Here is an 8,275-nt window from a genome sequence, read left to right as displayed (position 1 = left end):
GTGCCGCTCGGCGACCGCGCGCAAGGCGTGGCGCAGCGCGTCGACGTCCAGTACGCCGGTCAGCCGGAACGCCATCGCGATGTTGTACGGCGCGGCGTCCGGGGCGAGCTGGTCGAGGAACCACAGCCGCCGTTGTGGCGGGGACAGTGCGGGCGCGTGCCCGGTGGTCAGGCCCGGTCCGGTCAGCGGCAACGCGGCCGCGACCCGCCGGGTCAGCCCATCGAGAGTGCCGGCGGCGAGGACGTCCTCCGTGGCGACGTCCGCGGCGAGCTCCGCCCGTAGCGCCGCGACCAGGCGCATCGCGGCGATCGAATTCCCGCCCGAGGCCAGGAAATCCGTCCCCGCACCGGCGCCGAGCACTCGCCGCCAGATGGCCGCGACCGCACGTTCGACCGGGGTGCCGAGCGGGCCGAGGTCCGCCCGTTGTCCCGCCAGCGCCGCCTCGGCCAGGTCACGCAGCGCGGGCCGGTCGATCTTGCCGGTGACCGGGTCGACCGGCAGGAGGTCGAGTACCCGGACCGCGGCCGGGCGCATCGCCGCGGTGAGCAGGCCCTGGCCGAGTACGTCCACATCGGACGGTGCGGACGCCGGTGCCAGGAAGGCCACCAGCCGCGTGCCGGCCGGCCCGGGGACGGCCGTCACGGCGGCGGCGTCGACGTCCGGGTGAAGCGTGAGCGCCGCCTCCACCTCGCCCAGTTCGATCCGCTGGCCGCGGACCTTCACCTGCCGGTCGGCGCGGCCGGCGAACTCGAGACGGCCGTCGGGCAGCTCGCGGGCCAGGTCGCCGGTGCGGTAGAGCCGTTCCCCCGGTGTGATCGGGTCGTCGACGAACTTCGCGGCGGTCAGCTCCGGGCTGCCGAGGTAGCCACGCGCGAGGCCCGGGCCGCCGATGAGCAGCTCGCCGATCTCGCCGGGAGCGACCGGCCTCAGCTCGGCGTCCACGACGTACGCCCGGTGGTTCGGCGTCGGACGGCCGAGCGGCAGTGGGTCGGTGGGGATGCCGGTGACCTCGTCGGTGACGACCACCACGGTGGTCTCGGTCGGGCCGTAGGCGTTGAAGAACCGGCGGCCCGGCATCCAGCGCGCGGCGAGGTCCGCCGGCACCGGCTCGCCTCCGCAGGCGACGACGCGCCAGCCGGGAACGTCCGCGGGGTCCACCATGGACAGCAGCGTCGGCGTCACGAAGCCCCACTCGACGTCGTGCTCGACGAGGAAACGCCGCAGCCGTTCAGGGTCGGCCCGGTCGGCGGTGCCGGCGAGCTGGACCGATCCGCCGTGCGCCAGCGAGACGAACACGTCCATGGTGAAGGCGTCGAAGGCGGGCGAGGAGATTCCGAGCGCCCGCATGCCGGGCCGGAGCCCGAGGGCCGTGGCGAACCCGGTGACGAACGCGACCACATTGCGGTGACTGGTCAGCACGCCCTTGGGACGACCGGTGGAGCCGGACGTGTAGAGGATGTGGGCGAGGTCGTCCGGACCGGCGGGACACTCGGCGGATCCGTCCGCGGGAGGGGGCACGTCGAGAGCCTCGATGCCTTCCGCGGCACCGAACTCGGCCCGCGCACAGTCACCGACGACGAGGGAGATCCCGGCGTCCGCGGCGATTTCGGCCAGCCGCGCCTTCGGGCCGCCGGGTTCGAGCGGCACATAGGCGGCCCCGGACAGCAGCACGCCCACGACGGTCGAGATCAGCTCCGGCCGCCGGTCTGCGCAGACGCCGACGCGGGTACCGGGCCCGGCGCCCCGGGCCCGCAGCAGCCGGGCGACACCGGTCGCCGACGCGATCAGTTCGCGGTAGGTGAGCCGGGCGTCACCCTGCCGGACGGCGACGGCGTTCGGGGTGCGCACGGCCTGCGCGAGGATCAGCCCGGTGAGTGTGGTGTCCGGATAGGACAGTGGCAGGCCATGGCCGTCCGCGACGGGCAAGGTGTCGGTCACCGAGGGCTCCCCTGATCGGATGTGTGCTGAGGCGGTGGGTCGATCCAGTGCCGCTCCCGTTGGAACGGATAGCCCGGCAACGGGACACGGCCCGGTTCACCGCTCCCGAACCGCGCGGCCCACTCGACCTCGCCGCCCCCGGCCCAGTGGACAGCCAGGTCGCGTGCCGCCCCGGCCGGGCCCTCGACGTCGGTTCCGTTCGCCAGCAGCGCATCGAGCGCGGCGATCGCCGACGCGACCGAGTCCGCCACTACGGCCGCCCGGCACGCGAACGCCCGCCGGACCGAAAGCGTGTACGCCGCGTCCCCGAGGTCCGGCGCGTCCGTGGCAAGCCGCTCGCGCAGCCGGGACACCGCCTCGCGCAACGCTTTCGCGTCACGCGCGGACACCGGCAGCACGAACGGACCGCTCGCCGCCGGCCGTGGTGGGGCGGCTGGGGCCTCCGCCACGATCACGTGCACGTTCGTGCCGCCCATGCCGAACGAGCTGACCCCGGCCACCCGCCGTTCGCGGGCGGGCCAGTCGGTGGCCTTCGCCGGGACATACCAGGGGCCGCCAGCCAGGTCGACCTCCGGATGCGGGGCGGTGAAGTGCAGGTTCGGCGGGATGACGCCGTGCCGCACGGACAACACGGTCTTGATCAGCCCGGCGACGCCCGCCGCCGAGTCGAGGTGCCCGATGTTCGTCTTCACCGAGCCCAGCGCACACGTTTCGGGCGACGCGTCCCGGTAGACGCGGTTGAGCGCGGCCACCTCGATCGCGTCACCCAGTGGGGTGCCGCTGCCGTGGGCTTCGAGCAGTGCGACCTCGTCCGGCTCGACCTCCGCGGCGGCCAGTGCCTCGGCCACCGCGGCCGCCTGCCCTGCCGGTCCCGGCACGGCGTAGCCCGCGCGGTCCGGGCCGTCGTTCGTGATCGCCCAGCCGGGCAGTACGGCGTAGATATGGTCACGGTCGGCGAGTGCGTCCGCCAGCCTCCGCAGCACGACCACCCCGGCGCCCGAGCTGAACCCGGCGCCCGCCGCGGCGACGTCGAACGCGCGGCACCGGCCGTCCGGAGAGACGAGCCCGCCGCCGCGGTACCGCGGCCAGGTCACGCTCGCCCCGCCGGCCAGCGCGACGTCGCACCGGTAGTCCGCGAGGCTCTGCGCGGCCAGCGCCACCGCCGCGAGCGAGCTGGAGCACGCGCTCTGCACGGCCACCGCCGGCCCGGTCAGCCCGAGCCGGTAGGCGACCTGGCCGGGCAGGTGGTCGGTGAGCTGGCGGCCGGTCAGCCGCCCCTCCCAGTCGTCCGGGTCGACGTCGCCGGTCACCGCCGGGTTGCCGAACAGGTGGAACAGGAAGTAGCGATTGACCGAGGCGGCCGTGAACACCCCGACCGGCCCGGTCTCGGCGGCGGGGTCGCGTCCCGCGTCCTCCAGCGCCTGCCACGCCGTTTCGAGGAACAGCCGGTGCTGCGGGTCGGTCCGCGCGGCCTCGTCGGCGGTGAACCCGAAGAACCCGGCGTCGAACTCCTCGACACCCTCGATCCGGCCACCCGCCCGCACGTACGCCGGGTCGGCACGCAGGCCCGGGCCGATGCCCATCGCCGCCAGCTCGTCGTCGGCGTAGTCGTGGATCGCGTCGACGCCCGCGCAGAGGTTCCACCAGAACGACGCGGCGTCCGGCGCGCCGGGGAACCGGCAGGCCAGCCCCACGACGGCGATGAGATCCCCGGCCGGCTCCTCCGCGGTCACCGGCGACGGAGTGTCCGAAGTGGACTCCGTGAACCAGGCGGCCTGTCCGGCGATCGTCGTGCGCTCGAACAGGGCGAGCAGCGGGACGTCCACCTCGAACTCGTCGGCCAGCCGCGCCTGCACCCGGCCCAGCCGCAGCGAGTCGCCACCGGCGTCGAAGAACGCCTCGGTGCGCCCGACCCGGTCACGGCCCAGCACCGCGCACCAGATCCGGTGCACGCGTTCCTCGGCCGGGGTCAGCCGTTCGGCCGGGACGGTCTCGCCCACCCGGGGGTCCGGCAGCGCCGGTTCGTCGAGCTTTCCGGTTACCGTCAGAGGGAAACGGTCCAGCACCGCGATGGCCGCGGGTACCGAATAGCCGGGCAGGACGTCCGCCAGCGCGGCCCGCAGCACCCGGCCGTCCGGACGCGGGTCGGTCGCGGTCACGTAGGCGAGCAGGTCGCCGTCGCGCACGATCGCGCGGGCTTCGACCACGCCGGGCTGTTCGGCGAGCCGGGCCTCGATCTCGGCCGGCTCCACCCGGAAGCCGCGGACCTTGACCTGCCGGTCGAGCCGGCCGAGGCAGACGAGGTTCCCGTCCGGCAGCAGCCGGCCGAGGTCGCCGGTCCGGTAGCGACGGCCGCCGTCGGCCGTCACCCCGAACGCCGGGCTCGGCTGGTCGAGATAGCCCTCGACCAGGTGCTGCCCGCGCACTTCGAGTTCGCCGCTGTCGAGCACGGTGAGGGTGAACCCGGGCAGCGCGCGCCCGATCGGCAGCGGACCATCGGCGTCCGGGCCCAGCTCGGCGGCGGTTGTCCGGTAGTGCGCGGCGAAGGTCACCTCGGTGGCGCCGTAACCGTTGACGAACACGCAGTCCGGCGCGAACCGGCCGCGGCGGACGTCGGCGTGGGTCGCCTGTTCGCCGCCGAGCAGTACGGTCCGCACGGACGGGAGGCCGGTCTCACCGAGGACATCGAGCAGATGCCGGTAGACCGTGGGCGTCGAGTGGTAGACGGTCACCTCGTGCCGGGCCAGCTCGCGCGCGGCGTGGGCGAGGCCGTGCGCGCGCAGGTCGACCGGCACGAGCGCGGCGCCGGTGAGCAGTGCCGGGTAAAGGTCCGGGATCGCCGCGTCGAAGCCGAAGGACGCGAGCAGGCTGAGCCGGTCGTCCGCGGTGATGCCGAGCGCGGCGATCTGGTTGTCGACGACGTGCAGAAGGTTGCGGTGGGTCTGCGCGACGGCCTTCGGCCGGCCGGTGGACCCGGAGGTGAACAGCACGTACGCCGGGCTGTCCGGATCGGGTTCGGGTACCGGGAGCGGCGCGGTCTCCGTGCCCGAGCGCACGAGGCGAGCGGAGCCGTTGCGGCACAAGGACTCCGCCAGCTCGACGTACTCCGGATCCGCGAGCACGGCGGTCACCCGCGCGGCCGCGAGCTGGTACTCGAGACGCTCCCGGGGGAAGGTCGGGTCGAGCGGGACGTAGGTGCAGCCCGCGGCGAGGGTGCCGAGGATCGCCGCGATCGTGGCGCTGCCGTGCCCGGTGACGAGCCCGACCCGCTCCCCTGGCCGGACACCTGCGTCGCGCAACCGCAGCGCGCGGCCGCCCGCGAGCCCGGCGAGCCCGGCGTAGGTGAGCCCGGTGCCGTGCTCGAAGACCGCGATCCGGTCGGGCGATCGCCGGGCGTGCAGGTGGAATCGGCTGACGCAGCCGGTTGGTGTCATCGGGCGTCGAACAGTCGCCCCGAGGTTTTTCGGGCGCGCGACAACAACGGCGTGGACTTCATCTTGCTCCCCCAGGGACAATTCAGGTGAAGAATCACGCAAGGTTATGACGACCGGCCGCACCAAGGAATACGAATTCCGCGGATTTAGTCCGAACGATCTATCCATATTGGACCATACGTCGCAGTTTTCCGTGTCTTGCGAACGAATCGACCGCCCAGACGGCAATTTGCGACCGACCTCCGGCCACCATCGACACTCGGTTGATCACATTCAGTGACACGTCGGATATTAACCGACACCGCACCAAGGAATACGTTTACAAGCAACCGGCGGGGTAATTTTCACAATCGATTCAGAAATGGTTCAGGCGAGCGAAGGACCGGAGCACTTCGTCGGCTTTGCCGTATTTCGGACCGTGGGAGAACCCGGAAGCGTGGATCCACGATCCGCGTGCCACTTTCCGGCCGCTGCGCCGAGGTCAGGGCCGGGGAATGTTGCGGAGGTTGGCCCGGGCGAGGTCGATCATCCGGCCGACGCCGCCTTCGAGGACGACCTTGCTCGCGGCCAAGGCGAATCCGCCGAGCTGGCCGGCGGTGATGTGCGGCGGGACGGACAGCGCGTTCGGGTCGGTCACGACGTCCACCAGCGCGGGTCCGTCGTGGCTCAGCGCCTCCTCGAGGGCCGCGCGCAGCCGGGTCGGATCGGTCACCCGTTCGGCGTGCAGGCCGGCGCCGCGGGCGATGGCGGCGAAGTCGACCTGGCGATGGTCGGTCTGGTAATCGGGCAGGCCGGCGACCAGCATCTCCAGCTTGACCATGCCGAGCGAGGAGTTGTTGAACGTCACGATCTTGACCGGGAGGTCGTGCAGGACGACGGTCAGCAGTTCGCCGAGCAGCATGCCCAGTCCCCCGTCGCCGGACATGGACACGACCTGCCGTCCCGGATAGGCGAACTGCGCGCCGATGGCGTGCGGCAGCGCGTTGGCCATGGTGCCGTGCAGGAACGAGCCGATGACCCGGCGACGCCCGTTGGGAGTGAGGTATCGGGCGGCCCACACGTTGCACATGCCGGTGTCCACGGTGAAGATCGCGTCGTCGGTGGCGAGTTCGTCCAGGAGGTCGGCGGCGAACTCCGGGTGGATGGGAACGTGCCGTTCCACGTTGCGGGTGTAGGCGTCGACGACGTGTTCCAGCGATTTGCAGTGGTCGCGCAGCATGCGGTCCAGGAACGCCCGGTCGGTCTTGCGCCGCAGGAGCGGCAGCACGGCTCGCAGGGTCTCCCGCACGTCGCCGTGCACGGCCAGTTCCAGCGGGGTGCGCCTGCCGAGCCGGGTCGCGTCGTGGTCGATCTGCACTGTCCGGGCCTGAGGAAGGAAGGAGTCGTAAGGGAAATCGGTGCCCAGCAGGAGAAGCAGATCCGCGTCGTGCATGGCCCGGTAGCAGGCGCCGTAGCCGAGCAGTCCGCTCATTCCGACGTCGTAGGGATTGTCGTACTGGATCCACTCCTTGCCGCGCAGACTGTGACCGACGGGCGCCTGGACCGCTCCGGCGAGCTCCATCACCTCGGCGTGGGCGCCGCGCACCCCGGCACCGGCGAACAGGGTGACGGTCTCGGCTTCGTTGATCAGCTCGGCCAGCCGTTCCACCTGAGGTTCGGGCGGCATGACGGTCCCGCGTTCAGTGACCGGCACCCCGTCGCCGGTCGGCGAAGCGGCCTCCAGCTGCGCGACGTCACCCGGCAGCACCAGCACCGACACCTCGCCGCGCCCCAGCGCGTGCTGCATGGCGATCCGCAGCACCCGGGGCATCTGCCCGGGCCGGCTGATCTGCTCGCAATAGCCACTGCAGTCGACGAACAGCCGTTCTGGATGGGTCTCCTGGAAGAACCCGGTACCGATCTGGCTGGACGGGATATGCGAGGCGAGCGCGAGCACCGGGGCGCCGGTGCGGTGCGCGTCGTAAAGACCCTGCACCAGGTGGGTGTTGCCGGGCCCGCAGCTACCCGCGCACACCGCGAGCCGTCCGGTCAGCTGGGCCTCGGCGGCCGCGGCGAACGCGCCCGCCTCCTCGTTGCGCACGTGCACCCAGTCGATACCCGGCGTACGACGGATGGCGTCGACGACCGGGTTCAGGCTGTCACCGACCACGCCGTAGATCCGTTCCACCCCGGCCTGCACCAGGACCTGGACGAACTGTTCGGCGACGTTGGGCTTGGCCATCACGACCCCTTCGATGCTGCGGCGGTGGGACCGTCCCCATGATCCACGCGACGTACCCACCTCGCAGGTTCTGTGCGCGGGCGGGTGACGCTTCACAAACTTTCCGACTTGGAGTTGATCCGCGGCTGATGGCGGCGATCCCCGAGGTCCGGTTCGGGTGACGTCAGATCGCACCGGCGGCGGCCGCGGGATTGAACCACTGGCCGTTCGGGTACCTCAAGCCTCATGTGGATGATGCTGGCGACCCCGATGGTGATCATGGCTTTCGCCTTGGTCATGGAACGCGTCGAAGTGACCGTTCCGGCCGGGAGACCGCGCCCGGCGGACCAGCTCCCGACCACCTCCGACTGACCCGGGCCGGTCGGGCGGGCACAACGCGCCTCGGCTCCGCCAACGTGCCGGGCCACGCCTCGCCGAAACTCCATTGTGGACGATCACGCGATAAATCCGGCGACATCAGTGGACTCTTCCGCGAGAATGGCCGTCGTGGAGGTCAAGGTGGTCGTCGCCCATCACGAATGCGCGACCCTGCGCGTCGGAGACGTGTTCCTGAAGATCGACTCCGATCAGAAGCGCACCGACGTCGAGGTCGAGGCGATGACCCTGGCACCGATCCCGACTCCGGAGATCCGGTGGCGGAAGCCGCCCGTGCTCGCGCTCGCCGCCCTCCCGGGCACGGCAC

General features: G+C 72.0%; 3 protein-coding genes and 1 pseudogene. 1 reads left to right on the top strand and 3 read right to left on the bottom strand.

Annotated elements, in window-relative coordinates; genetic code table 11:
- From H5J31_RS38855 to H5J31_RS38845, 3 genes are all read right to left on the bottom strand, one after another.
- Nucleotides 1-1,938 (bottom strand): non-ribosomal peptide synthetase (locus H5J31_RS38855; protein WP_181777650.1); only part of this gene is annotated, 1,938 nt, incomplete at its 3' end.
- Entirely contained in the window at nt 1,935-5,372 is a 3,438-nt protein-coding gene (locus H5J31_RS38850; RefSeq protein WP_181777649.1) for an AMP-binding protein, read from the bottom strand. The genes H5J31_RS38855 and H5J31_RS38850, both read right to left, overlap by 4 nt.
- A 481-nt stretch (nt 5,373-5,853) precedes the next feature.
- A complete protein-coding gene (locus H5J31_RS38845) occupies nt 5,854-7,593 on the bottom strand; it encodes a pyruvate dehydrogenase (protein WP_181777648.1) in 1,740 nt (579 codons plus the stop codon).
- 486 nt (nt 7,594-8,079) lie between these two features.
- Between H5J31_RS38845 and H5J31_RS38840 the strand changes: the two are divergent.
- Nucleotides 8,080-8,275: pseudogene (locus H5J31_RS38840) on the top strand (aminoglycoside phosphotransferase family protein); the annotation flags it as partial.

The sequence above is a fragment of the Amycolatopsis pittospori genome, assembly GCF_013870525.1.
Classification (GTDB): Bacteria; Actinomycetota; Actinomycetes; order Mycobacteriales; family Pseudonocardiaceae; genus Amycolatopsis; species Amycolatopsis pittospori.
This window is presented reverse-complemented; position numbering and strand designations above follow the sequence as displayed.

What these genes read in the sequence shown, in the direction of transcription:
- H5J31_RS38850 (WP_181777649.1), bottom strand. Translation starts at nt 5,372, where the DNA reads ATGACACCAACCGGCTGCGTCAGCCGATTCCACCTGCACGCCCGGCGA.
- H5J31_RS38845 (WP_181777648.1), bottom strand. Translation starts at nt 7,593, where the DNA reads ATGGCCAAGCCCAACGTCGCCGAACAGTTCGTCCAGGTCCTGGTGCAG.